Here is a 22,859-nt window from a genome sequence, read left to right on the forward strand (position 1 = left end):
TAGCGGAGTATCAGTCGACATCAATGTTGGATGTGCCGCCCTCATCGCGAGCAGGCTCACTCCTACTGGTTTTGTGTTCAACGTAAAAGGCTCGGGGTTTTCGGCACTTGAGTCTGTTCGGTGTTCGGCACATCGTTGCCGGCACCGAGGCCACCGCCCAACGCCGTCACCAGTTCGGCATGGGCGCTCAAACGCGCCGCCTGAACCTGCTGCTGCACTTGCTGCTGCTTGAACAGCAGGGTCTGGGCGTTGAGCACGTTGAGGTAGTCGGTCAGGCCGCGCTGGTAGGCGATCATCGCGATGTCGTAGGTCTTCTGCGCGGTGGCCACCGACTCGGCGGCGAAAGCCTGTTGCTTGTCCATGGACTCGCGGCGGATCAACTGGTCGGAGATGTTTTTCAGCGCGTTGATCAGGGTCTGGTTGTACTTGGCCACCGCGATGTCATAGCCGGCCGAGGCTTCACCCAGTTCCGAGCGCAAACGCCCGCCATCGAAAATCGGCAACGAAATCGCCGGACCTACGCTGTAGTTGAGTTTCTTGCCGGTCAAAAACTCCAGGGCCCCACCGCCGGTGGCCATGTAGCCGAGGCTGCCGACCAGATCGACGTTGGGATAAAACCCTGCATGGGCGACATCGATACCCCGCGCCTGCGCCGCCACTTGCCAGCGACTGGCGACCACGTCCGGGCGTTGACCGAGCAATTGCGCCGGCAGCGAAGACGGCAGTTTCAGTGGCGCGCCCAGCGACAGCGTTGGCCGCTGCAGCTGTGCGCCTTCCCCCGGGCCCTTACCGGCGAGGGCCGCGAGCTGATTGCGGCTCAAGGCGATTTCTTCGTCGAGGGCATCGATCTGGCGATGGGTTTCCGGCAGCGGCGTCTCGGCCTGGCTGACTTCGAAATGGGTGCCGATGCCACCGTTCAGGCGCTTTTGCGCCAGCTCAAGAATCTGCTGTTGCTGCTTCAAGGTCGCTTCGACGATATCCCGCTGGGCGTAATGCAACGACAACTCGATGTAGACACGCACGATGTTGTCCTGCAATTCGAGCTGGGCCTGACGCGCTTCGGCGACCGTCATGTGTGCCATGTCCACCGCACGCTCGGTGGCATTGCTTTCGCGACCCCAGAGGTCGAGGGCATAACTGAAACCCAGTGCGGCGTTGTTGTCCCAGGTCGTGGAGTTGGCCAACTCACCCGGCCCGTAGAACTGGTCGGTGGGCCAGTTGTGGCGCTTGAGGGTGGCATCGCCATTGATCTGCAGCGACTCGGCTGCTTCGGCCACGCCGGCCATGGACCTGGCCTGACGCACCCGGGCGGCGGCCATGGCCAGGGTCGGGCTGCCTTGCAGGGCGAGGTCGATCCAGCGATTCAGTTGCGGGTCGCCATAGGCTTGCCACCATTGCGCAGTGGGCCAGTGCGCATCTTGCGCGGCGCTCTGGATCGCTTCGTCGGTGGCCAGTGAATTGGCCTCCAGCGCCTTGTCCTGCGGGGCAATACCTCCGGTTCCGATGCAGCCGCTGATTGCCAGGGTTAAAGCCAAAACACTGAGCGGCTGAAGCGCTCTGCTGATGCGACGCGGCACTGCTGCGATTTCCTGAAATAGGGGGAGGCATGAGATTTTCTGGAAACCGGAGATCCGCTTTTGTGGGAGCGGGCTTGCTCGCGAAAGCGGTCTGTCAGTCAACATCGCTGTTGAATGTGATGCCCTCTTCGCGAGCAAGCCCGCTCCCACAGGTTATGCGGTAGGTCGAGCCCCGGTTGCCCAAGTTGCGCAATTCTATGGGGCGGCCAGAAGGGCGATAAGCTGGGATTCCTGTGAATCTTTGTTACCGTTAACGAGATAATCCGTAGGTAGGGGTCACCGCCCCCGAAACTTCGTGTCACAATTTGCCATCGCACCCGAGAGCACCCCATGGACACTTTGCAAAACATGCGCGCCTTCAGTTACGTGGCCGAAGCCGGCAGCTTCACCGCCGCCGCCGTACAACTGGACACCACCACGGCTAACGTCTCGCGCGCGGTCTCCAACCTGGAAGCCCACCTGCAAACCCGTCTGCTCAACCGAACGACCCGTCGCATCGCCCTGACCGAAGCCGGCAAGCGTTACCTGTTGCGCTGCGAACAGATCCTGGCCTACGTCGAAGAAGCCGAAGCCGAGGCCAGCGACGCCCACGCACGCCCGGCCGGGCAACTGAAAGTGCACACCATGACCGGCATCGGCCAGCACTTCGTGATCGACGCCATCGCCCGCTACCGCAAGACGCACCCGGACGTGACCTTCGACCTGACCATGGCCAACCGCGTGCCGGACCTGCTCGACGAAGGCTACGACGTGTCCATCGTCCTTGCCCGCGAACTGCCGGACTCGGGCTTCGTCTCCCAGCGCCTGGGCATCACCTACAGCATCGTTTGCGCCTCGCCGGCCTACGTCAAAGCCAACGGCTGCGCACAAAAACCCAGCGACCTGCTCAACCACGCCTGCCTGCGCCTGGTCAGCCCGGTGATTCCGCTGGAAAAATGGGCCTTCGACGGCCCTGATGGCCAGGAAATGGTCACCATCAACAGCTCGCCGTTTCTGGTGAACTCCGCCGACGCGATGAAATCCGCGATCATCAGCGGCATGGGCGTTGGTGTCCTGCCGCTGTACGCCGCGATAGAAGGCCTGCGCAATGGCACCTTGGTGAGGGTGATGCCCAAATACCGCTCGCAGGAACTGAACCTGTATGCGATCTACCCTTCGCGCCAGTACCTGGATGCGAAGATCAAGACCTGGGTCGAGTACTTGCGCGGATCGTTGCCGGAATTGCTGGCGGCGCATCAGGCGGAGTTGGCGGCGTATGAATTGAGCGGGAGCCTGGGTGGGGTTCGGGTGGCGAACTGAAAATCTCTCAGCTCACAGATTGATCCTTTGTGGGAGCGAGCTTGCTCACGATAGCGTTCTCACCTTCAACATCACTGTGAGCAGATACACCGCTTTCGCGAGCAGGCTCGCTCCCACAATTGGATTTGTATAAATCTGCCAAAAATTGGTCGTATGGCAGGCCGCTTTCGCGAGCAAGCCCGCTCCCACAAGAATCGAGTACATCTGCAAGAGATTGGTCGGCTGTCAGGCCGCCTTCGTCGGAACGCCGCCCGGACCAAGCCCGCTCCCACAGGTACTGTGTACACCGAACCAGACAATCAGGCCGGCCGGTAGGCCGCCTCGCTTTTGCTTTTGCGGTGCACGCCCCCTCGAGAGGCCGAGTGGAGGTTCTGCGTAGTGGGCAACCCGGCATGGATGCCGGGTTAGCCGCCCCCGGCCATGGATGGCCGATGGCGGCGGGCTCTGTAGGAGCGAGCTTGCTCCGGGCGGCGTTCCGACGAAAAACCTGAGAGCACCGCGGGGTGTCAGGCTCCCCGCATCATCGTTGACCTCCATCGCGAGCAAGCTCGCTCCTACAGGCTCTTCCAAGTAACCCGCCGAAAGGGCGGAACCATAAGCCGCCATTACCAAAGAAACGGATATGTACTCGGTCAACCAAGAACATGGTCGGCTGAAAGGCCGCCAAGTCCCCCCAAACTGACAATGCCGTCAGTTAGCCGTCACCCTCCTGACCGCCAAACAGGTTTATAAAGGAAAATACCTTACCGACCTACCGACCTACCGACCACCCAGCCCCGGCGCCCCACTCGCATGCGAATCCAGACCAAACCCGCCCTGCTCGTCGCCCTTCTGATCGTCCTGGCAGCGCTGGGCCTGTGGTATGCAGCCAAACCGGCCAAGGCCAAACTCGCCAGCCCCACCGCCATCCCCGTGCGCGTGGTCGCCGTCGCCGAAAAAGACGTGCCCCGCTATGTCAGCGGCATCGGTTCGGTGTTGTCCCTGCACAGCGTCGTGGTTCGCCCGCAAATCGACGGCATCCTCACCAAAATCATGGTCAAGGAAGGCCAATTGGTGAAAAAAGGCGACCTTTTGGCCACCATCGACGACCGCTCGATCCGCGCCAGCCTCGACCAGGCCCGGGCACAGCTGGGCGAAAGCCAGGCGCAGCTGCAAGTGGCGCTGGTCAACCTTAAACGCTACAAACTGCTGAGTGTTGACGACGGCGTTTCCAAGCAGACCTACGACCAGCAACAGGCGCTGGTGAACCAACTCAAAGCCACCGCCCAAGGCAATCAGGCTTCAATCGACGCAGCTCAGGTACAACTTTCCTACACACAGATTCGTTCCCCTGTGACCGGTCGCGTCGGCATTCGCACCGTGGACGAAGGCAATTTCCTGCGCATGACCGACACCCAGGGCCTGTTCACCGTGACCCAGATCGACCCGATCGCCGTGGAGTTCTCCCTGCCGCAGCAAATGCTGCCGACCCTGCAAGGCCTGATCAACGACCCGCAACACGCTCAGGTAAAGGCCTACATCGGTGCCGACACCGACGGCGAAACCGGCAACCTGCTCGGCGAAGGCCACCTGACCCTGATCGACAACCAGATCAACGCCAACACCGGCACCATCCGCGCCAAGGCCGAATTCGACAATCCGGGGCAGAAACTCTGGCCGGGCCTGCTGGTGACGGTAAAGATTCAGACAGCGCTGGAGAAAGATGCGCTGGTGGTGCCACCGACAGTCGTGCAACGCGGCCTCGATCAGCACTTCGTGTACCGGGTCAACGGCGACAAAGTCGAAGCCGTGCAGGTGCAGATGGTCTATCAAGGCAGCGGCCAGGACATCATTAAAGGCGTGAAGCCGGGTGATGTGCTGGTCAGCGATGGTCAGTCGCGGCTCAAGCCGGGGTCGACGGTGCAGGTGGTGACCGAGCCGCCGCAAGTGGTGCAATCGGAGGCCGCGCAATGAAAGGCCATGGCTCAATATCCGCTTGGTGCATCGACCACCCGGTGGCGACGGTCCTGTTGACGTTTGCCCTGGTACTGCTGGGCGCCATCGCCTTTCCACGCCTGCCGGTGGCGCCTTTGCCCGAGGCGGAATTCCCGACTATCCAGGTGGCGGCGCAACTGCCCGGTGCCAGCCCGGAAACCATGGCCTCATCGGTGGCCACGCCCCTGGAAGTGCAGTTCAGCGCCATCCCCGGTGTGACCCAGATGACGTCGAGCAGCGCCCTCGGTTCGACCAACCTGACCCTGCAATTCACCCTCAACAAGAGCATCGACACCGCCGCCCAGGAAGTGCAGGCCGCGATCAACACCGCCGCCGGTAAGCTGCCCAAGGACATGCCAAACCTGCCGACCTGGCGCAAGGTCAACCCGGCTGACAGCCCAGTGCTGATTCTTAGCGTCAACTCGTCGCTGATGCCCGGCCCGGCACTCAGTGACCTGACGGAAACCCTGCTGTCGCGTCAGATCAGCCAGATTGACGGTGTAGGCCAAGTCGTCATCACCGGTCAGCAACGTCCGGCGATCCGCGTCCAGGTCTCGGCGGACAAACTCGCGGCCATCGGCCTGACCCTCGCCGATATCCGCCTGGCGATCCAGCAAACCAGCCTCAACCTGGCTAAAGGTGCGTTGTACGGGGAATCGAGCATTTCAACCCTGTCCACCAACGATCAGTTGTTCCACCCCGAGGATTACAGTCAGTTGATTGTTTCCTACAAGAACGGTGCACCGGTCCACCTCAAGGACGTGGCCAAAGTCGTCAACGGCTCGGAAGATGCCTATGTCCAGGCCTGGGCGGGCTCGAAACCGGGGGTGAACCTGGTGATCTTCCGCCAGCCAGGGGCCAACATCGTCGAGACCGTGGACCGTATTCAGGCAGCGCTGCCGGTGCTGGAAGCGATGCTGCCCGCCTCGGTGCAGGTCAAGACGCTGATCGACCGCACCCAGACCATTCGTGCCTCGCTGCATGAAGTGGAAATCACCCTGCTGATCGCGATCATGCTGGTGGTGGCGGTGATGGCACTGTTCCTGCGCCAACTGTCGGCCACGCTGATTGTCTCGGCGGTACTCGGCGTGTCGCTGATCGCCAGTTTCGCCTTGATGTACATCATGGGTTTCAGCCTGAACAACCTGACTCTTGTGGCGATTGTGGTCGCCGTGGGGTTCGTGGTCGACGATGCAATCGTGGTGGTGGAGAACATTCACCGCCATCTGGAGGCCGGCGACGGCATGCGCGAAGCAGCGATCAAAGGTGCCGGGGAAATCGGCTTCACCGTGGTGTCGATCAGTTTCTCGCTGGTGGCGGCGTTCATTCCGCTGCTGTTCATGGGCGGCGTGGTCGGGCGGTTGTTCAAGGAGTTCGCCCTGACCGCCACCTCGACCATCATGATTTCGGTGGTGGTGTCCCTGACGTTGGCGCCGACCCTCGCTGCGCTGTTCATGCGCGCGCCGGTACATCACGCCCACGCTAAACCGGGCTTCGGCGAACGCCTGCTGGCGCTCTATGAAAAAGCCCTGCGCCACGCTCTCGCCCACCAGAAGTTGATGATCGGTGTGTTCGGCCTGTCCCTCGGCCTGGCCGTCGCCGGTTACATCTTTATCCCCAAGGGCTTCTTCCCGATTCAGGACACCGGTTTCGTCCTCGGTACCACCGAAGCGGCTGCGGACATTTCCTACGGCGACATGGTGAAAAAACACCTGGCAATGGCGGAAATCGTCGCCGCCGACCCTGCCGTGGAAACGTTCTCGCACTCGGTCGGGGTTTCCGGCAGCAACCAGACCATCGCCAACGGCCGGTTCTGGATCACCCTGAAAAAACGCGGAGACCGCGACGTCTCGGCCAGCCAGTTCATCGACCGGATTCGCCCGCAACTGATGAAAGTGCCGGGCATCGTGCTGTATTTGCGTGCTGGCCAGGACATCAACCTCAGCTCCGGCCCGAGTCGTGCCCAGTATCAATACGTACTCAAGAGCAATGACGGCGGCACACTCAGCACCTGGACCCAGCGCCTGACGGAAAAACTGCGCGCCAACCCGGCCTTCCGCGACATTTCCAACGACCTGCAACTGGGCGGCAGCATCACTCACATCAGCATCGACCGTAGCGCGGCGGCGCGTTTCGGCCTGACCGCGAGCGATGTCGACGAAGCGCTGTACGATGCATTCGGCCAGCGCCAGATCAATGAATTCCAGACCCAGATCAACCAGTACAACGTGATCCTGGAACTGGACACCCAGCAGCGCGGCAAGGCCGAAAGCCTCAACTATTTTTACCTGCGCTCGCCCCTGAGCGGGGCAATGGTGCCGCTGTCGGCCCTGGCCAGGTTCGATGCACCGACCATCGGCCCGCTGTCCATTGCCCATGACGGCATGTTCCCGGCCGCCAACCTGTCGTTCAACCTGGCGCCCGGCGTGGCGTTGGGCGATGCGGTGATCATGCTCAACCAGGCCAAGGTCGACATCGGCATGCCGAGCGCCATCAGCGGCAATTTCCAGGGCGCAGCCCAGGCGTTCCAGAGTTCGCTGGCCAGCCAGCCGTGGTTGATCCTGGCGGCGCTGGTGGCGGTGTACATCATTCTTGGCGTGCTCTACGAGAGCTTCGTGCACCCGCTGACAATCATTTCGACCTTGCCTTCGGCGGGCCTCGGCGCGGTGATCATGCTGTGGATTTGCGGTCAGGACTTTTCGATCATGGCCTTGATCGGGCTGGTGCTGTTGATCGGTATCGTCAAGAAAAACGGCATCCTGATGATCGACTTCGCCCTCGAAGCGCAGCGCAATGGCGGACTGTCGCCTGAAGAAGCGATCTTCAAGGCCTGTATCACGCGGTTCCGGCCGATCATCATGACCACTCTCGCCGCCCTGCTCGGTGCCCTGCCGCTGATGCTCGGCTACGGCACCGGCGCCGAGTTGCGCCAGCCCCTGGGGATCGCGGTGGTCGGCGGCTTGCTGGTGAGCCAGGCGCTGACGCTGTTCACCACACCGGTCATATACTTGTGGCTGGAGCGGCTGTTCCATCGGCCAAAACCCTCGCCAGTACCGGCGCTGGCGACTACAGACTGAGGCGGGGTCATGCGCGTTCTGATTATCGAAGACGAGGAAAAAACCGCGGATTATCTGCACCGCGGCCTGACGGAACAGGGTTACACCGTGGATCTGGCGCGGGACGGGGTCGAAGGCCTGCACCTGGCGCTGGAGAGCGACTACGCGGTGATCGTCCTCGACGTGATGTTGCCGGGCCTCGACGGCTTCGGCGTGCTGCGCGCCCTGCGTGCGCGCAAGCAAACCCCAGTGATCATGCTGACCGCCCGCGAGCGTGTGGAAGATCGCATCAAAGGCCTGCGTGACGGTGCCGATGATTACCTGGGCAAACCGTTTTCCTTCCTTGAACTGGTGGCACGCCTGCAAGCGCTGACCCGACGCAGTGGTGGCCATGAACCGGTGCAAGTGAGCATTGCCGACCTGTGGATAGATTTGATCAGCCGCAAGGCGACCCGAGGCGGTGCACGGCTGGACCTGACCGCCAAGGAATTCTCGCTGCTCAGCGTACTGGCCCGGCGCCAGGGTGAAATCCTCTCGAAAACCGCCATTGCCGAGATGGTCTGGGACATCAATTTCGACAGCGACGCCAACGTCGTAGAAGTCGCGATCAAACGCCTGCGGGCCAAGCTCGACGGGCCGTTCGAAGAGAAACTGCTGCACACCATCCGCGGCATGGGTTATGTGCTGGAGAGCCGCGGTGTCCAGTAACTCCATCGCCCTGCGCCTCAGCGGCATGTTCACGCTGGTGGCGCTGTTGGTGTTTTTGTTGATTGGCTGGGCGCTGTACCAGCAGGTCGACAAAGGCTTGGGCCTGTTGCCCGAAGCCGAGCTGGACGCGCGCTACAGCGTGCTCGAATCCACGGTCGGCCGATACGGCACGCCCGAGCATTGGGTGAAGATCAACAACAAGCTCAATCTACTGAGCGAAGAAGACAAGCGCATCAGTTTCTGGATCATCAGCGGCGATCCGCACTACGAATACGGCAACCTGACACCGGCGATCCGTGCCTTTGCCCAAGGGCCGCTGGGCACGCGCGACATGCAACTGCCGGATCACCCGTATCCGCTGAAAGTGCTGGTCAGCGAATTCCCCGCCAAAGACCAGCGCCCCCCACTGCGCTTCATGATCGCCATCGATACCGAAACGTTTTTCCAGACCCAGCATCAACTGTTGATCGCGCTGATCAGCCTGGCGATTGTCGGCGTGTTACTGGCCTCGGCACTGGGTTACTGGGTGGCGCGGATCGGGCTCAAGCCGCTGATCAAACTGTCCCAGGAAGCCCAACGCCTGGCCCCGCCGCTGCGCTCGGGGCGCTTGCGATTGTCACCGTTGCCGCCGGAGCTTGATCAGTTCGTCAGCTCGTTCAACTCGACCCTGGAACGGGTCGAGCAGGCCTACTCGCGCCTTGAATCGTTCAACGCCGACGTCGCCCACGAACTGCGCTCGCCGCTGACCAACCTGATCGGCCAGACCCAGGTCGCATTGACCCGCGGACGCTCCGCCGAGCACTACTTCGAAGTACTGCAATCGAACCTCGAAGAGCTTGAGCGACTGCGGTCGATCATCAACGACATGCTATTCCTCGCCAGTGCCGATCAGGGCAGCAAGGCGACCAAACTGACGTCCACATCGCTGGCGGACGAAGTGGCCACGACCCTGGAATATCTGGATTTCATTCTCGAAGACGCTCAGGTCCGGGTTGAGGTCAGTGGTGACGCGCAAGTACGCATCGAGATTGCCCATTTGCGCCGGGCATTGATCAACCTGCTGAACAACGCGGTGCAGCACACCGCGCCCGGGCAGGTGATTCAAGTGCGGATCGAAGCCCGGGAGCATCAAGTCAGCATCGGCGTAGCCAACCCCGGTTCGCCAATTGCCCGTGAACACCTGCCACGGCTGTTCGAACGCTTCTACCGGGTCGATGCTTCGCGCAGCAACAGCGGCAACAATCACGGCCTGGGTCTGGCCATCGTCAAGGCGATTGCGTTGATGCATGGCGGCGATGTGTTCGTGCGCAGTGACCATGGGATGAACACCTTCGGCATACACCTGCCCGTCTGACCCTCTTCTTCCTTTGTGGGAGCGAGCTTGCTCGCGATGCAGGCGACTCGGTGCAACTTCTGAACCGAGGTGATGCTATCGCGAGCAAGCTCGCTCCCACATTGATTCCGGGTTGAACACAAGTGTGCGGCCAACCAACTGTTGCCATAACAGCAACAGTCCTTTCATGAATCCGCTCTTTTTCCCCTCGCCCCATATCCTTATCTTTGCCCGCACCAAACAGCACTTGCCAAGCAAGAAGGTTTTAAAGATGTCCAACAGTATGGGTATTGCCAGCGCTTTCGTTTTGTCCTCTTTGTTCCTGTCGCCATTGGCGATGGCGGAAGAATCGCAGACCTTCGTCGCGCATAACGCCGCACGCGCTGCAACGCTCGAAGAGCATCAGATCGAGATGACAGCCAAGGCTGCGCAAGACACCCAAGCCCCGCAAGCATCCAGCACTCAGGCCCAGCCACGGGCCGAGAATGACAGCTGATCCGTACCTGTCACGCCTGTTTCCCTCGACACTTTTCATCGGCTCTTCCCTTTGAAAAGTTGTCCTCAAAGCCGCTGTTTTCAGCGGCTTTTTTTATAGTGGCGACTCAACCTTCTTTGCAATTTTTGCAACGAAAGTCACTGACGCCCACACCATTGATTAATCGTTTGAGCAACCGGAACGAATCATTCGGCTGTTACGTTTATGGAACTACGCTTACAAGGTCCTTCCAGCAGACGTCTGTCTTATGACCGCAAGCCGAACCCCACAATTTTCAGGCAAAACCGGGCGACCGGAGATCATGGTGATCGTCGGCAGCACCCTGACAGTCATCTCGATCCTGTGCATCGTCACTTTTCTGCTGATCCGCGAACACGCCTACGCCCAGCAAACCGCTACACGCAGTGCGACCACCATTGCACAACTGATCGATGCCGATGTCCTGCGTACGGTCGAGCTCTATGACTTGACCTTGCAAGGCCTGATCGCCGCCGCCCAACGGGACGATCTGAAACAGGTTTCTGCGCAGATCCGCCATCTGGTGCTGTTCGATCGCTCCGCCACCGCGCGCTACAAGGGCGACATCCTGCTGCTGGACAAGCACGGCGACGTGCTGGCCGACTCATCACTGATCGAACCGAAACCGGGCAACTTCGCTGACCGCGATTATTTCCTGGCCCATGTCTTCAATCGCGATACCGGCATGTTTATCAGCCGACCGTTCAAGCCGAGCTGCGACTGCGATGACCGCGACGAATGGCGCATCAGTTTCAGCCGGCGCATTTCTTCGCCCACGGGTGAGTTTCAGGGGGTCGCGGTAGCTTCGATGCGCATGAGCTACTTCGATCAGTTGTTCAACAGCCTCGACATCGGCACCGGCAGTACGCTGGGCATCATCAACAATGACGGGGTTCTCCTGGCGCAGAAACCGTACCGGGAACCAAATTCCATCGGCAAAAGCTTCTCCAGCCGCCCCAACGTCGTACGCATGCTGCAGGAGCGCAGTGGCACCTTCGAAAGCGTGTCGAGCGTCGACCATCAACGGCGCCTGTACACCTTCTCCCGGGTCGGCAATCTGCCGCTGACCGTCATCGTGGCCCTTTCCATCGATGAAGTGTTCGCCACCTGGAACCGCACGGCCTATGTGATCAGCGGCGCAACCGGGGTTTTGTGCATCGGTCTGTTGTGGCTGACCTGGCTGCTTTGCCGCGAGCTGCGCCTGCGCCAATGTGCCGAGCAGGAACTGGCGCAACTGGCGGCCACCGATGCCTTGACCGGCGTGGCCAACCGCCGATCCCTTGATCAGGCCCTGCGCCATGAATGGTTTCGTGCGCAGCGCAGCCGCAAGCCGTTGTCGTTACTGATGATCGATGCCGATCACTTCAAGGCCTTCAACGATCGGCACGGGCATCAGGCGGGTGACGAAGCCTTGCGGGCACTGGCCGAAGTCATCCGCGCCAGTGTCCATCGCCCGGCGGACCTGGTGGCTCGCTATGGTGGCGAAGAGTTTTCGGTAGTCCTGGCCGAAACTGGCAGTGAAGGCGCGCAGCAGATCGCCGAACATATCCGGGAGGCGGTGCAAAAACTGTCACTGGTGGACGCCGATGAGTCGCCAATGAGCGTGAGTATCGGTATTGCAACCTGGACGGCGGCCAGCGATATCAAACTGGAGCAATTACTGTTCAACGCGGACAAGGCGTTGTATCAGGCCAAGGAGCGGGGGCGTAACCGGGTGGTGTGGGCCAGTTGATTTTTTTGTTGGATGGACGGGCGTCATCGCGAGCAAGCTCGCTCCCACAAGGGAATACAGCCCACTGTGGGAGCGAGCTTGCTCGCGATGACGCCAGCCCAAGCACTACAAACTTCAGGACATAAAAAAAGGCCACCCGAAGGTAGCCTTTAAAAAACTAGAGAGGTTTTTTGCTTACACGGCCGCAACCGGGCGCATGTAAGAGATCGGTGCAGTGCTGGCGTCTTCGAACGTCACGACTTCCCAGGCATCTGTCTGCTCAATCAACTTGCGCAGCAGCTGGTTGTTCAGTGCGTGGCCGGACTTGAAGCCCTTGAACTCACCAATCAGGCTATTGCCCAGCAGGTAGAGGTCACCAATTGCATCGAGGATCTTGTGCTTCACGAATTCGTCTTCATAGCGAAGGCCGTCTTCGTTCAGTACGCCATCGGCGTCGACCACAATTGCGTTTTCAACACTGCCGCCGAGTGCGAGGTTGTGCTTGCGCAGGTACTCGATGTCACTCATGAAACCAAAGGTACGGGCGCGGCTGACTTCTTTTACGAACGAAGTGCTGGAAAAATCCACGCTTGCACTTTGGGTGCGGTCACGGAAAACCGGGTGATCGAAATCGATCTCGAAGCTCACTTTGAACCCTTCGAAAGGGACGAAAGTAGCGCGCTTGTCGCCATCTTCCACTGTCACTTCACGCAGGATGCGGATGAACTTCTTGGCGGCGTCCTGTTCTTCCAGGCCAGCCGATTGAATCAGGAATACGAAAGGTCCAGCGCTACCATCCATGATCGGGACTTCGGACGCGGAGAGCTCGACGTAGGCGTTATCGATGCCCAGGCCTGCCATGGCCGAGAGCAGGTGCTCTACCGTGTCCACTTTGACGTCACCGTTAACGAGCGTGGTCGACATAGTGGTTTCACCAACGTTTTCCGCGCGGGCAGGAATCTGCACCACGGGGTCGAGGTCGGCGCGACAAAACACAATGCCGGTGTCGACAGGCGCTGGCTTGAGGGTCAGGTAGACCTTCTCCCCGGAGTGCAGGCCGACACCTGTGGCACGGATAATATTCTTCAGGGTGCGTTGTTTAATCATGGCATGGGCCGCTTCAGCGCAAATTGCGAACTGGTATCAACAAAGGCTGGCGATGATAGCAGACCACGCCTTTGCTGAACACCAATCACCTTCATAGCCCTGATACATTTCATCAATCGGCCTGACGACGCAGGAATGCCGGGATGTCCAGGTAGTCCAGGTCATCTTGCGGATTCATCTTCGCGGCAGTCGCAGCACCGGCCTGGGCCTGGTTGCGCATGACGGTCGGACGGTCCAGGTCACGGTAGTTCACCGCTGGAGCTTCTTGACGAACAGGGGCCTGTTGTTGTGGCTGCGAAGCCATCGAAGTGTGGACGGTGTTGTCGATGACCTTCACAGGCTTCTCGATTTTTGCGCCCAGACCGGTAGCGACGACAGTCACGTGCAGCTCGTCGCGCATGTCCGGATCGATAACGGTACCGACCTTGACCATCGCGTGCTCGGAAGCGAATGCCTCGATGATGCTACCCACGTCGGAGTATTCACCCAGGGACAGATCCGGACCGGCGGTAATGTTCACCAGGATGCCGCGAGCGCCTTGCAGGTTCACGTCTTCCAGCAACGGGTTGCGAATGGCCGCTTCGGTGGCTTCGCGTGCACGGTTCGGACCGCTGGCGCAGCCAGTGCCCATCATCGCCATGCCCATTTCACTCATCACGGTACGCACGTCGGCGAAGTCGACGTTGATCATGCCCGGACGCTTGATGATGTCGGAGATACCGCGAACGGCACCGGCCAGTACATCGTCAGCCTTGGCGAAAGCCGACAGCAGGCTTGCGTCTTTACCGAGGATGGTCAGCAGCTTCTCGTTGGGAATGGTGATCAGCGAGTCGACGCTTTCGGAGAGCATGCGGATGCCTTCGTCGGCGATCTGCATACGCTTGCGGCCTTCGAACGGGAACGGACGGGTCACCACCGCAACGGTGAGGATGCCCATTTCCTTGGCCACTTCGGCGATGATCGGCGCAGCACCGGTACCGGTACCACCGCCCATGCCAGTGGTGATGAACACCATGTTGGTGCCGGCCAGCACTTCGGCAATGCGCTCACGGTCTTCCAGGGCGGCTTGACGGCCGACTTCAGGGTTGGCGCCAGCGCCCAGGCCCTTGGTCACGCCGGTGCCCAGTTGCAGGATGGTGCGCGCGCCGATGTTTTTCAGCGCTTGAGCATCGGTGTTGGCGCAGATGAATTCGACGCCTTCGATGTTGCTCTTGACCATGTGGTTGACAGCGTTGCCGCCGCCACCGCCGACACCGATAACTTTGATTACCGGGCTTGCGGGGATGTTGTCTACGAGTTCGAACATTTTCCCTCTCCTTTACATTCTCTAGTTTTTTCGCCTACTGCGTGCTTCGGTGTAACGGTGTTGCGGTAAATCTTCAGAAATTGCCCTGGACCCACTTCTTCAGGCGGTCCAGCAGCGGAGCCTGTGGCTCTTCGTTGCTGTAGCTGTCGCGGCTGCCGATGCCCGAGAACGAGATGCCGTCGGACTGCTTCTGCAGGCCGTACATCAACAGGCCGACGCCGGTGGAATAGATCGGGTTGCGTACTACGTCATCCAGACCTTTCACGCCATGCGGCACGCCCAGGCGCACCGGCATATGGAAGATTTCCTCGGCCAGTTCGGTCGCGCCTTCCATCTTCGACGTACCGCCGGTCAGCACGATGCCGGCCGGGATCAGGTCTTCGTAGCCGCTGCGGCGCAGTTCGGCCTGGATCAGCGTGAACAGCTCGTCGTAACGCGGCTCGACCACTTCGGCCAGGGCCTGGCGGGACAGTTCGCGCGGTGGACGGTCGCCAACGCTTGGCACCTTGATGGTTTCACCGGCACCGGCCAGTTTGGCCAGGGCGCAGGCGTAGCGAATCTTGATTTCTTCGGCGTACTGGGTCGGGGTGCGCAACGCCATGGCGATGTCGTTGGTCACCTGGTCACCGGCAATCGGGATCACAGCGGTGTGACGGATCGCGCCTTCGGTGAAGATCGCGATGTCGGTGGTGCCGCCACCAATGTCCACCAGGCACACGCCCAGCTCTTTCTCGTCATCGGTCAGCACCGAGTACGCGGAAGCCAGTTGTTCGAGAATGATGTCGTCGATTTCCAGGCCGCAGCGACGCACGCATTTTTCAATGTTCTGTGCGGCGTTGACGGCGCAAGTGACCACGTGGACCTTGGCTTCCAGACGCACGCCGGACATGCCCAGCGGCTCGCGGACGCCTTCCTGGTTATCGATCACGTAATCCTGCGGCAGGGTGTGCAGCACGCGCTGGTCAGCCGGGATTGCCACGGCCTGGGCGGCGTCGAGCACACGCTCAAGGTCGGCCGAGCTGACTTCGCGATCACGAATCGCCACGATGCCGTGGGAGTTCAGGCTGCGGATGTGATTGCCAGCCACGCCGACGAACGCCGAGTGAATGCGGCAACCAGCCATCAGCTGCGCTTCTTCGATGGCGCGCTGGATCGATTGCACGGTGGACTCGATGTTCACCACCACGCCTTTTTTCAGGCCACGGGACGGATGGGTGCCGATTCCGACGATTTCCAGCGTGCCGTCGTCCGCGACCTCGCCTACCAGCGCCACCACCTTGGAGGTGCCGATATCGAGACCGACGATCATTTTGCCGCTTTGCACGTTTGCCATGGGTCCTGCCTCTTCTTAATTCTTCGCGACAGCGGGTTGGGCTGCCGTGGGCGCTACAGGTTCCCGCCAGCCAACAGCAAGGCCGTTGGCGTAGCGCAGATCGATGCGCGCAATGTTCGTAATCTGTTCTTTGAGCGTCTTGTCATAGATGGCGATGAAGCGGCGCATCTTTTCCACCAGGTTGCCGCGTCCCAGCAGCAGTTCGATCCCGGGACCCGCACTGCCGGGGCCGGTGGTCAGGAACCAGCTGCCACGATCACGCAGTTCGAGGCGTGCAATCGAGAAGCCCAGCGGCCTGAGCATCTGGCTCAGCACCTGGTATTGCTGCATCACTTGCTGCTGAGCCCGCTGCGGGCCGAACAGCTGAGGCAAGTGTTCGTAGTTCGCCAGCTCACGCGGAGTGAAGGCCTGGCCCTGGTTGTTCAACAGCGACTCGTCGCCCCAGCGGGCCACCGGCAGTTGTTCTTCCAGGCGGATCACCACTTGATCCGGCCACACCCTGCGCACTTCGGCGTGGGCAATCCATGGCATCGTTTCCAGCTCGGTGCGCATGCTCGCCAGGTCGATGGTGAAGAAGCTCGACGCCACGTACGGGGCGATCCGCTGCTGCACCGCTTGCTGGCTGATGTAACTCAGGTCGCCCTGCACGTTGATTTTGGTGATCGGCCTGTCGGCATACGGCAACAACCGTGTCGCGCCTTCGTAAGTACCGAACCCCAAAGCCACCAGCAGCACCGGCCAGAACAATGCTTTGAGAAAACCGAAGTTGGCTTTCGGCAGGCGCACGGACATCGGCTCTTTGGCCACCATTCGGCTGGCACCCCGTGGCACCGGCTTGCGGCCGGGTGCGGGAGGCTGATGTCTGAGCTGAGCGCCTTGCATGGCCTTAACCTCTCGTCGACTCTTGGTTACCGGCAGTGTTGCCGGCAACGCTCTCGGCCAGAATGGCCAGAACCAGTTGCTGGAAATCCAGACCGGCGGCACGGGCCGCCATCGGCACCAGGCTGTGATCGGTCATGCCCGGTGCGGTGTTGACTTCAAGGAACCAGAACTGCCCTTCGGCGTCCTGCATCACGTCTGCCCTGCCCCAACCGGCGATACCCAGCGCTTCACAGGCTTTCGCCGTGAGGTCCATGAGTTCCTTTTCCTTGGCGCTGTCCAGACCGCACGGAATGCGGTACTGGGTATCGTTGGCGATGTACTTGGCGTCGTAGTCGTAGAAGCTGTGCGTCGTGCCCAGGGCAATCGGAGGCAACACCTGGTCACGCAGGGTGGCGATGGTGAACTCCGGACCTTGAATCCATTGCTCGACCAACACTTGCGAATCGTAGGTACTGGCCGCTTTCCAGGCGTCGATCAATTCAGACGCGGAACTCACTTTGGCCATCCCGATACTTGAACCTTCATGGGCCGGTTTGACGATCAAAGGGAAGCCCAGTTCCGTCGCTGCCGAAATACAATCGGCCTCGCTGCTCAGTACCGCGTGACGTGGCGTCGGAATGCCCAGGCTGTGCCAGACCTGCTTGGTGCGCAGTTTGTCCATGGCCAGTGCCGAAGCCAGGATGCCGCTGCCGGTGTACGGAATGCCCAGGCATTCGAGCAGGCCCTGCATGCTGCCGTCTTCACCGCCACGACCGTGGAGGATGATGAAGGCACGGTCGATTTTTTCATTGAGCAGACGCTGCAGAAGGTCATCGCCCACGTCGAGACCGAACGCATCCACACCGGCGCTTTGCAGCGCATCGAGAACGGCGTTGCCTGACTTCAGCGACACTTCGCGCTCGGCACTCTTGCCGCCGAACAACACGGCGACGCGGCCGAAGTCTTTCGGCGCGATCGTTGAGACCAGGTTGGCGTAGGCAGCAGTCATTTCAACGTCCCCTTCACCGGCGCGGCAACAGCACCGGCGAACAACTCACTTTTCAACAGTTTTGGTGCGAGACCGCCGATATCACCGGCGCCCTGGCACAGCAGGATGTCGCCGGCGCGCAGCAGCGGCTTGACCACTGGCGCGAGGTCGACACCACGCTCGATGTAGATCGGGTCGAGCTGGCCACGCTGACGGATGCTGTTGCACAGCTTGCGGCTGTCGGCGCCCGGAATCGGCTCTTCGCCAGCCGGATAGACTTCCATCAGCAGCAGTACGTTGGCGTCGGCCAGCACATTGACGAAATCGTCGTACAGGTCGCGGGTGCGGCTGTAGCGGTGCGGCTGGTAGACCATCACCAGACGGCGCTCCGGCCAGCCACCGCGTACGGCCTTGATCACCGCCGCGACTTCCGTCGGGTGGTGACCGTAGTCATCGACCAGCATCACGTTACCGCCGTCCACCGGCAGTTCGCCGTAGACCTGGAAGCGTCGACCGACACCCTGGAACCCGGACAGGCCCTGGACGATCGCCTCATCGCTGACGCCTTCGTCGGTGGCGATGCAGATGGTCGCCAGCGCGTTCAATACGTTGTGGTTGCCCGGCATGTTCACCGAAACATCAAGCGGCTCGCGGTCAGGACGCAGCACGGTGAAGAAGGTCTGCATGCCTTGCTGGCGCACGTTGATGGCGCGCACGTCGCAGTCTTCGCCGAAGCCATAGGTGACCGTCGGGCGCTTGACCTGTGGGAGGATTTCACGCACCACCGGATCGTCCAGGCACACCACCGCCAGACCGTAGAACGGCAGGTTGTGCAGGAACTCGACGAAGGTTTTCTTCAGTTTGTTGAAGTCGCCGTCATAGGTCGCCATGTGATCGGCGTCGATGTTGGTGACCACGGCCACCAGCGGCTGCAGGTGCAGGAAGCTGGCATCGCTTTCGTCGGCTTCGGCGATCAGGTAGCGGCTGGTGCCGAGCTGGGCATTGGTGCCCGCGGCATTCAGGCGGCCACCGATCACGAACGTCGGGTCCAGGCCACCGGCGGCGAACACCGAAGCGATCAGGCTGGTGGTGGTGGTTTTGCCGTGGGTACCGGCAACGGCGATGCCGTGGCGATAGCGCATCAGCTCAGCCAGCATTTCGGCACGCGGCACCACCGGGATACGGCGTTCCAGCGCGGTAGCGACTTCCGGGTTGGACGTGTTCACCGCGCTCGACACCACCAGCACGTCGGCAGCAGCGGCGTTCTCGGCGCGATGGCCGATAAAGATCTGCGCCCCGAAGGACTCCAGGCGCTCGGTGACCGGGGACGCCTTCAGGTCGGAGCCGGACACGGCATAACCCAGGTTCAGCAACACTTCGGCAATCCCGCACATGCCCACACCGCCGATACCGACGAAGTGGATGCGACGGATGCGGCGCATTTCCGGTTGTGGCATGGCTTTCTGACTCTCAACCATGGGCCACCTCCAGGCAGCTATCGACAACGTTACGGGTGGCATCGGGTTTGGCCAGGCGGCGTGCCGCGGTAGCCATTTCGTTGAGTCGTTGTGGTTGCATCAGGACCTCTGTCAGGCGAGCGGCAAGATCCGCTGCGCCAGTCGTTCTTTGCGGCATCAGGAAGGCTGCGCCTTCACGGGCCAAATATTCGGCGTTGCGGGTCTGGTGATCGTCGATGGCGTGAGGCAAAGGCACCAGCATCGAGGGCAGACCGGCAGCGGCCAGTTCACTGATGGTCAGCGCGCCTGCGCGACATACCACCAGGTCGGCCCAGCTGTAGGCTTGGGCCATGTCTTTGATGAAGGGCTGCACCTGCGCCTCGACGCCAGCCGCGCGATAGCGCTCTGCAGTCACTTCATCGTGGTTTTTGCCGGCCTGATGGAACACTTCCGGACGCAAGTCGGCAGCGACTTGCGACAGGGCTTCAGGCAGCAACTTGTTCAACGGCTCTGCGCCCAGGCTTCCGCCCAGGATCAGCAAACGCGCCTTGCGACCGGCCAGGGCGGGTCGCGATGTCTCGAGGAACAGTTCGGTGCGCACCGGATTACCGGTGGTCCGACGGCTGCTCGACAGGGTAAAGGTGTCGGGGAATGCTTCACAGACTCGGGCGGCCAACGGCACCAGCAACCGATTGGCGGTACCGGCCACGGCGTTCTGCTCGTGAACGATTACCGGCACACCAGCCAGTTTGGCCGCGACACCTCCAGGACCGGTCACAAAACCACCAAATCCCACGACGCAGACCGGTCGCAGACGGCGAATGATCGCCCGCGCCTGCCAGACCGACTTGAACAACATGAACGGAGCCTTGAGCAGGGACAATTTGCCCTTGCCGCGCAGACCGCTGGCGTTGATCCGATGCAGCTCGATACCGGCCGCCGGCACCAGATCGTTTTCGATACCACGCGGGGTACCGAGCCAGTGCACGGTATAGCCGCGCGCCTGGAATTCGCGAGCACAGGCCAGCGCCGGGAACACGTGGCCACCAGTGCCGCCAGCCATGATCATGACGTTAGCGCCCATGGTGCGGCTCCTCGGCGAAGTCGCTTTCATGGAACTCAATCTCTTCACTGCCCAGGTGGGTTCGACTTTCCCACTCGATACGCAGCAACAAACCGAGACAGGCACAGCAGATCACCAACGAACTACCGCCATAACTGAGGAACGGCAGGGTCAGCCCCTTGGTTGGCAGCAGGCCGACGTTTACACCAATGTTGATCAGGAACTGGCCGATCCACAGGAACGACAGCCCGTATGCCACGTAAGCTGCAAAAAACTGCTTGGCCTTTTCAGCCCACAAACCGATGTACATGCCACGAATACACACAAATACGAACAGTGCCACGGTGCACAACGAACCCACCGCACCCAGCTCTTCGGCCAGGACCGAGAACACGAAGTCAGTGTGGGCTTCCGGCAGGTAGAACTGTTTTTGCACGCTGTTGCCCAGGCCAACGCCCAGCCATTCGCCGCGACCGAAAGCGATCAATGCCTGGGACAACTGATAACCGGCACCGAACTGGTCGGCCCACGGGTCGGCAAAGTTGGTCAGACGCGCCATTCGATAGGGCTGCATTTGAATCAACAGCACCACCGCGCCGACAGCCAGGACCACCATCAGGGAGAAACGGAACAGCCCGACACCGCCAAGGAACAGCATCGCCGCCGCCGCCCCCATCATCACGACGGTGGCACCGAAGTCCGGCTCCATCAGCAGCAGGCCCGCCATCGGCAGCAGCACGATGAACGGCTTGAAAAAGCCCATCCAGCTTTCGCGCACTTCTTTCTGGCGACGTACCAGATAACCGGCGAGGTAGATCACCACGAACACCTTGGCGATCTCGGAAGGCTGGACGTTGAAGAAACTGAAGCCGATCCAGCGCATCGAGCCGTTAACCTCACGGCCGATCCCCGGAATGATCACCATCACCAGCAAGCCGAATGCACCCAGCAGCATCAGCCAGCCCAGGCGTTGCCAGGTGGCGATCGGGATCATCATGGTGACGATGCAGGCACCCAGGCCCAGCACCACATAAATAAGGTGACGGATCATGTAATACAGGGCGCTGCCCGACTGAACGGCCGCCACTTCGGTCGATGCCGAGGCAATCATGATCAGCCCCAGGCCGAGCAGCGTCAGGCAACCGGCGAGCATCGGGAAATCAAGGTCGATACCGCGCCCGGTGATGAGCGGCGATGGATACGGCTTGATGATGCCTCTCAGGCTCATGCCAGATCCTCCACGGCTTGGACGAACTGGTGACCACGGTCTTCGTAGTTCTTGAACATGTCGAAACTGGCGCAGGCAGGCGACAGCAGCACCACGTCGCCCGGCTGGGCTGCTGCGCGGCATTGCTCGACAGCTTCGACCAGGGAGCCGGCGCGGATCAGCGGTACGGCATCGCCGATGGCCTCGCCGATCTTGTCGGAGTCGCGGCCCATCAGGATCACGGCGCGGCAGTTGGCCGCCACCGGGTCACGCAGGTCCTTGAACTCGGCACCCTTGCCGTCGCCGCCGGCGATCAGCACGACCTTGCCGTCGATGTCCGCGCCCAGGCCTTCGATGGCCGCCAGTGCAGCACCGACGTTGGTGGCCTTGGAGTCGTTGTAATAGCCCACGCCGTCGAGGTCGCGGACCCATTGGCAGCGATGCTCGAGACCGGCGAAGGTGCGCAGGCTCGACAGCATGGCATCGAACGGCAGGCCGACCGCATGGCCCAGGGCCAGGGCCGCCAGGGCGTTGGACTGGTTATGAGCACCGCGAATCTTCAATTCGCGCACCGGCATCAGGTTCTGGAATTCGAAGGCCAGGTACTTCTCGCCATTCTCTTCGCGCAGACCGAATGCCTTGAAATCAGGCTTGTTCAGACCGAAGGTCCAGCACGGCTGGCCCTCGCCCATCAGTGGCCGGCTCAGGGCATCCTGACGATTGACCACGAACTGTTTGGCACCACGGAAAATCCGGTGCTTGGCCAGGTGATAGGCCGGCAGACCGCTGTAACGGTCCATGTGGTCTTCGCTGATGTTGAGCACGGTCGCCACTTCGGCGTTGAGTTGATCGGTGGTTTCCAGCTGGAAACTCGACAACTCCATCACGTACAACTCGACGTCGTCGCGCAGCAGATCCAGCGCCGGGGTACCGAGGTTGCCGCCGACGGCAACACGCTTGCCAGCCGCCGCCGCCATTTCGCCGACCAGCGTGGTCACGGTGCTTTTCGCATTGGAACCGCTGATGGCCACGATCGGCGCCTTCGCGTTACGCGCGAACAGCTCGATGTCGCCGGACAGTTTCACGCCACGGGCAGCGGCGGCCTGCAGGGCCGGGGTCGCCAGCGCCAGGCCGGGGCTGACGTAGAGTTCGTCGGCACGACACAGGAACTCGACGTCCAGCTCGCCACAACGCACTTCCACGTGCGGATAGTCACGCTTGAGCGTGGCCAGTTCCGGTGGATTTTCCCGCGTATCGGCCACGGCAAACGCCACGCCCCGGTTCGCCAGGAAGCGAACCAGGGACATGCCGCTCTTGCCGAGGCCGACAACAATGCGGAAGTGGTCAGAAGCGATCAGAGACACG

The 22,859-nt window shown here is 61.1% G+C and carries 17 protein-coding genes; 7 read left to right on the forward strand and 10 right to left on the reverse strand.

The window, feature by feature from the left end:
* Nucleotides 1-77 precede the first annotated feature (77 nt).
* Nucleotides 78-1,577 carry an efflux transporter outer membrane subunit gene (locus ACEN8Z_RS26745; protein ID WP_495596197.1) on the reverse strand — a complete coding sequence of 500 codons (1,500 nt, stop codon included), beginning with the start codon at nucleotides 1,575-1,577 and terminating at the stop codon, nucleotides 78-80.
* A 330-nt stretch (nucleotides 1,578-1,907) separates the two neighbouring features.
* Here ACEN8Z_RS26745 and ACEN8Z_RS26750 point away from each other — a divergent pair, with 330 nt between their 5' ends.
* From ACEN8Z_RS26750 to ACEN8Z_RS26780, 7 genes are all read left to right on the forward strand, one after another.
* The gene (locus tag ACEN8Z_RS26750; protein ID WP_007972623.1) at nucleotides 1,908-2,876 is read left to right on the forward strand and encodes a LysR family transcriptional regulator; all 969 of its coding nucleotides are present in this window, start codon (nucleotides 1,908-1,910) and stop codon (nucleotides 2,874-2,876) included.
* Between the two features lie 792 nt (nucleotides 2,877-3,668).
* Nucleotides 3,669-4,829 (forward strand): efflux RND transporter periplasmic adaptor subunit, encoded by a 1,161-nt coding sequence (locus ACEN8Z_RS26755; RefSeq protein ID WP_495596198.1) that lies wholly within the window; start codon nucleotides 3,669-3,671, stop codon nucleotides 4,827-4,829.
* A complete protein-coding gene (locus ACEN8Z_RS26760; RefSeq protein ID WP_495596199.1) occupies nucleotides 4,826-7,927 on the forward strand; it encodes a multidrug efflux RND transporter permease subunit in 3,102 nt (1,033 codons plus the stop codon). Before ACEN8Z_RS26755 ends, ACEN8Z_RS26760 begins: the two co-directional genes overlap by 4 nt.
* A 9-nt stretch (nucleotides 7,928-7,936) precedes the next feature.
* Nucleotides 7,937-8,614: a heavy metal response regulator transcription factor gene (locus ACEN8Z_RS26765; RefSeq protein ID WP_007989910.1), complete on the forward strand. Its 678-nt coding sequence runs from the start codon at nucleotides 7,937-7,939 to the stop codon at nucleotides 8,612-8,614.
* The gene (locus ACEN8Z_RS26770; RefSeq protein ID WP_495596200.1) at nucleotides 8,604-9,968 is read left to right on the forward strand and encodes a heavy metal sensor histidine kinase; all 1,365 of its coding nucleotides are present in this window, start codon (nucleotides 8,604-8,606) and stop codon (nucleotides 9,966-9,968) included. Before ACEN8Z_RS26765 ends, ACEN8Z_RS26770 begins: the two co-directional genes overlap by 11 nt.
* Nucleotides 9,969-10,218: 250 nt before the next feature.
* Nucleotides 10,219-10,443 (forward strand): hypothetical protein, encoded by a 225-nt coding sequence (locus ACEN8Z_RS26775; RefSeq protein ID WP_495598198.1) that lies wholly within the window; start codon nucleotides 10,219-10,221, stop codon nucleotides 10,441-10,443.
* Nucleotides 10,444-10,690: 247 nt separating this feature from the next.
* The gene (locus ACEN8Z_RS26780; protein ID WP_495596201.1) at nucleotides 10,691-12,193 is read left to right on the forward strand and encodes a GGDEF domain-containing protein; all 1,503 of its coding nucleotides are present in this window, start codon (nucleotides 10,691-10,693) and stop codon (nucleotides 12,191-12,193) included.
* Nucleotides 12,194-12,367: 174 nt separating this feature from the next.
* Here ACEN8Z_RS26780 and lpxC read toward each other — a convergent pair whose 3' ends face one another.
* From lpxC to murD, 9 genes are all read right to left on the reverse strand, one after another.
* Complete coding sequence (lpxC, locus tag ACEN8Z_RS26785) at nucleotides 12,368-13,279, reverse strand: UDP-3-O-acyl-N-acetylglucosamine deacetylase (protein WP_007939852.1); 912 nt, start codon at nucleotides 13,277-13,279, stop codon at nucleotides 12,368-12,370.
* A 112-nt stretch (nucleotides 13,280-13,391) separates the two neighbouring features.
* Nucleotides 13,392-14,585, reverse strand: coding sequence for a cell division protein FtsZ (ftsZ, locus tag ACEN8Z_RS26790; RefSeq protein WP_007989903.1), 1,194 nt, complete (start codon nucleotides 14,583-14,585; stop codon nucleotides 13,392-13,394).
* 73 nt (nucleotides 14,586-14,658) lie between these two features.
* On the reverse strand, nucleotides 14,659-15,918 hold the full coding sequence (ftsA, locus tag ACEN8Z_RS26795) for a cell division protein FtsA (RefSeq protein WP_007989901.1): 1,260 nt from the start codon (nucleotides 15,916-15,918) through the stop codon (nucleotides 14,659-14,661).
* Between the two features lie 15 nt (nucleotides 15,919-15,933).
* Entirely contained in the window at nucleotides 15,934-16,800 is an 867-nt protein-coding gene (locus ACEN8Z_RS26800; RefSeq protein WP_495596202.1) for a cell division protein FtsQ/DivIB, read from the reverse strand.
* A 4-nt stretch (nucleotides 16,801-16,804) separates the two neighbouring features.
* A complete protein-coding gene (locus tag ACEN8Z_RS26805) occupies nucleotides 16,805-17,788 on the reverse strand; it encodes a D-alanine--D-alanine ligase (RefSeq protein ID WP_495596203.1) in 984 nt (327 codons plus the stop codon).
* Nucleotides 17,785-19,245, reverse strand: a complete 1,461-nt coding sequence (gene murC, locus ACEN8Z_RS26810) for a UDP-N-acetylmuramate--L-alanine ligase (RefSeq protein WP_495596204.1) — start codon at nucleotides 19,243-19,245, stop codon at nucleotides 17,785-17,787. The genes ACEN8Z_RS26805 and murC overlap by 4 nt, the downstream gene beginning before the upstream one ends.
* Entirely contained in the window at nucleotides 19,238-20,308 is a 1,071-nt protein-coding gene (gene murG, locus ACEN8Z_RS26815; protein WP_495596205.1) for an undecaprenyldiphospho-muramoylpentapeptide beta-N-acetylglucosaminyltransferase, read from the reverse strand. Before murG ends, murC begins: the two co-directional genes overlap by 8 nt.
* On the reverse strand, nucleotides 20,298-21,515 hold the full coding sequence (ftsW, locus tag ACEN8Z_RS26820) for a putative lipid II flippase FtsW (RefSeq protein ID WP_442097100.1): 1,218 nt from the start codon (nucleotides 21,513-21,515) through the stop codon (nucleotides 20,298-20,300). Before ftsW ends, murG begins: the two co-directional genes overlap by 11 nt.
* A complete protein-coding gene (gene murD / locus ACEN8Z_RS26825) occupies nucleotides 21,512-22,858 on the reverse strand; it encodes a UDP-N-acetylmuramoyl-L-alanine--D-glutamate ligase (RefSeq protein ID WP_277531635.1) in 1,347 nt (448 codons plus the stop codon). Before murD ends, ftsW begins: the two co-directional genes overlap by 4 nt.
* Between the last annotated feature and the right edge of the window lies 1 nt (nucleotide 22,859).

Source organism: Pseudomonas sp. Pseusp10, assembly GCF_059492225.1.

Bases quoted from the DNA above. Each gene is read 5' to 3' on its own strand.
- ACEN8Z_RS26750 (WP_007972623.1), top strand. From the start codon at position 1,908: ATGGACACTTTGCAAAACATGCGCGCCTTCAGTTACGTGGCCGAAGCC.
- ACEN8Z_RS26805 (WP_495596203.1), bottom strand. From the start codon at position 17,788: ATGACTGCTGCCTACGCCAACCTGGTCTCAACGATCGCGCCGAAAGAC.
- ACEN8Z_RS26800 (WP_495596202.1), bottom strand. From the start codon at position 16,800: ATGCAAGGCGCTCAGCTCAGACATCAGCCTCCCGCACCCGGCCGCAAG.
- ACEN8Z_RS26765 (WP_007989910.1), top strand. From the start codon at position 7,937: ATGCGCGTTCTGATTATCGAAGACGAGGAAAAAACCGCGGATTATCTG.
- ftsA (WP_007989901.1), bottom strand. From the start codon at position 15,918: ATGGCAAACGTGCAAAGCGGCAAAATGATCGTCGGTCTCGATATCGGC.
- lpxC (WP_007939852.1), bottom strand. From the start codon at position 13,279: ATGATTAAACAACGCACCCTGAAGAATATTATCCGTGCCACAGGTGTC.
- ACEN8Z_RS26780 (WP_495596201.1), top strand. From the start codon at position 10,691: ATGACCGCAAGCCGAACCCCACAATTTTCAGGCAAAACCGGGCGACCG.
- murC (WP_495596204.1), bottom strand. From the start codon at position 19,245: ATGGTTGAGAGTCAGAAAGCCATGCCACAACCGGAAATGCGCCGCATC.
- ftsZ (WP_007989903.1), bottom strand. From the start codon at position 14,585: ATGTTCGAACTCGTAGACAACATCCCCGCAAGCCCGGTAATCAAAGTT.
- murG (WP_495596205.1), bottom strand. From the start codon at position 20,308: ATGGGCGCTAACGTCATGATCATGGCTGGCGGCACTGGTGGCCACGTG.
- ACEN8Z_RS26775 (WP_495598198.1), top strand. From the start codon at position 10,219: ATGTCCAACAGTATGGGTATTGCCAGCGCTTTCGTTTTGTCCTCTTTG.
- ftsW (WP_442097100.1), bottom strand. From the start codon at position 21,515: ATGAGCCTGAGAGGCATCATCAAGCCGTATCCATCGCCGCTCATCACC.
- ACEN8Z_RS26760 (WP_495596199.1), top strand. From the start codon at position 4,826: ATGAAAGGCCATGGCTCAATATCCGCTTGGTGCATCGACCACCCGGTG.
- ACEN8Z_RS26755 (WP_495596198.1), top strand. From the start codon at position 3,669: ATGCGAATCCAGACCAAACCCGCCCTGCTCGTCGCCCTTCTGATCGTC.